At 58.0% G+C, this 1,163-nt stretch carries 1 protein-coding gene; it reads right to left on the bottom strand.

Annotated features, from left to right (window positions below; translation table 11 throughout):
• On the bottom strand, positions 1–1,163 hold a 1,163-nt coding region (locus BKN05_RS12135; protein WP_286688749.1), incomplete at both ends, for an AMP-binding protein.

Genomic DNA, 1,163 nt, shown 5'->3' with positions numbered 1-1,163 from the left:
GTACCCACGCGCGACTTGCATGCCGCCGATGATTAGTCGCCCACCAAACCCAATGGGCAGCTGCCGAGACTGAAAATCAACAATCGCAATCTCGGTATTCCATACCGGCGCTCCAATGGGAACAGACTGCTGGTCCGCATCAGTAACGGTATGTGCGGTGACATCAATCGCGGCTTCTGCCGGGCCATAAAGGTTGTGCACCTCGGCGCCCAATTGCACACGCGCCGCTTGCGCAAGACTGGCAGGCAACGCTTCGCCAGAGACCATCACGTTGCGCAGATAAACCGGCAACTGCGGATCATGCGCACTCAAATAACCCTGCAATGCCGAAGGAACAAAATGGCACAGGCTTGCTCGCGACGAATGCAACGCCGCTTGCACGGCCTGTGGATCTTTGTGTTCTTCTGGGTCCAACACCCACGCGCCCATGCCATAGGTCAACGGGTACAAGTATTCCCAAATGGAGACATCAAAGGACGACGGTGTTTTATGCAGCAGAATATCGTCACTGGTCAGATCATATTTTTCCGCCATCCATGCCAGACGGTTGGTGATTCCCGCATGCGTGTTCACCACCGCTTTCGGCGTGCCCGTCGACCCGGAAGTGAAAATGATGTAGGCGGCATCGCCAGGCTCTCGTTTCACCGGCGCGATCAGCGCGTGCGGTGGTTGTGCAGGATCAATAACCGCCCCGCCGATACTTGGCCCACCAATCTGAATGTGCGCTTGCGCGGTCTGTGCCATCGCTTGCCGACGCTCGGCTGGAAGCTGCGGATCGATAGGGACAAAAACACCGCCCACGGTGATCACCGCGCCGACGGCCACCAGAAAATCCACGCCTCGTTCCAAGTGAATAGCCACCGCTTGTCCCGGCTGCACACCGGCCGACAGCAGTGCGTTGGCCAGGCCAAAGACTCTTCCCGCTAGTTCTGCGATGGTGAGGTGTTCCTGCTTGGTGCGCAGCAGAATTTTCTGTCCGCCATCTGTGGCGTCATAGTGGGCCCATCCTAAAACTGTCGCGAGATGCGCGCCCAATGTGGGTGCGGCAATCGCATGCGTCGGGCCCTGGAAAGCCGCGATTTCTTGGCGCTCTTCCGGGAGCAAGAAATCCGGCTCATCTGGGTGCTCAATAGCAAAAGCGATGCGTGCGGCATGTTTATCCA

Source organism: Corynebacterium sp. S5S1 (genome assembly GCF_001913985.1).
In the GTDB taxonomy this organism is placed as follows: domain Bacteria; phylum Actinomycetota; class Actinomycetes; order Mycobacteriales; family Mycobacteriaceae; genus Corynebacterium; species Corynebacterium marquesiae.
This window is presented reverse-complemented; position numbering and strand designations above follow the sequence as displayed.